The sequence below is a fragment of the Arthrobacter sp. B0316-5-4 genome (assembly GCF_059090325.1).
The window spans coordinates 1-1046 of sequence record NZ_JBNHFN010000021.1; the positions used below are offsets into that span (position 1 = coordinate 1).

Genomic DNA, 1046 nt, shown 5'->3' on the forward strand with positions numbered 1-1046 from the left:
ACGTAGGGTGCCTCGGCGGCGCAGTCGATGGTTTCTCCGACGGCCAGGGTGGTGGCCTTGCAGGTCACTGCCCCGATCTTCGGGTCGTTGACCTTCACGTCGTGCAGCGGGACGTTGCCGTTGTTGGTCACGGTGAAGGTGTAGGCGATGGTGTCGCCTGCGTCGGTGATACCGGAGTTGTTGGTATCGACCGGTGCGCCTGCGGTCTTCTCGATGGTCAGTGCCGGTGCCGGTGCGGTGACCGGGGTTTCGGTGCTGTCCTCGTTGGAGGTCACTTCGCCGTTGTCCGGATCAGTACCGGTCGAGGTTGCGGTGTTCACTACCTTGCCAGCGGCTTCGTCTTCCTCGGTCACCACGTAGGGTGCCTCGGTTGAGCAAGTAACAGACTGGCCAGGAGCCAATACTGTCTCCGGGCAAAGAACCGTTCCAACCTTCGGGTCATTGACCTTCACATCGGAAATGGTCACGTTGCCGTTGTTCGTCACCACGAATGTGTAAGCGATCGTGTCGCCGGCATCGGTGATACCCGAACCGTTGACGTCCACCGGAGCACCGGCGATCTTGTCAAGACCCAACTCAGCGGTACGGACGATCTCCGTAGTCGTTGAATCCTCTTCCGAGGTCTTCGGGTCATTGTCAGGATCGGTACCCGTTGCGGTAGCAACGTTACGAACGTTCCCGCCATCAACTTCATCCTGAGTGATCACATACGGTGCGTCGGCGGCGCAGTCGATGGTTTCTCCGACGGCCAGGGTGGTGGCCTTGCAGGTCACTGCCCCGATCTTCGGGTCGTTGACCTTCACGTCGTGCAGCGGCACGTTGCCGTTGTTGGTCACGGTGAAGGTGTAGGCGATGGTGTCGCCTGCGTCGGTGATACCGGAGTTGTTGGTATCGACCGGTGCGCCTGCGGTCTTCTCGATGGTCAGTGCCGGTGCCGGTGCGGTGACCGGGGTTTCGGTGCTGTCCTCGTTGGAGGTCACTTCGCCGTTGTCCGGATCAGTACCGGTCGAGGTTGCGGTGTTCACTACCTTGCCAGCGGCTTCGTC

Annotated in this window: 1 protein-coding gene; it reads right to left on the bottom strand. The window is 60.8% G+C overall.

The features are described 5' to 3' along the window. A partial coding sequence (locus AC5RU9_RS21290; protein WP_494018072.1) for a DUF7507 domain-containing protein occupies positions 1-1025 on the bottom strand: 1025 nt, incomplete at its 3' end. Positions 1026-1046 lie beyond the last annotated feature (21 nt).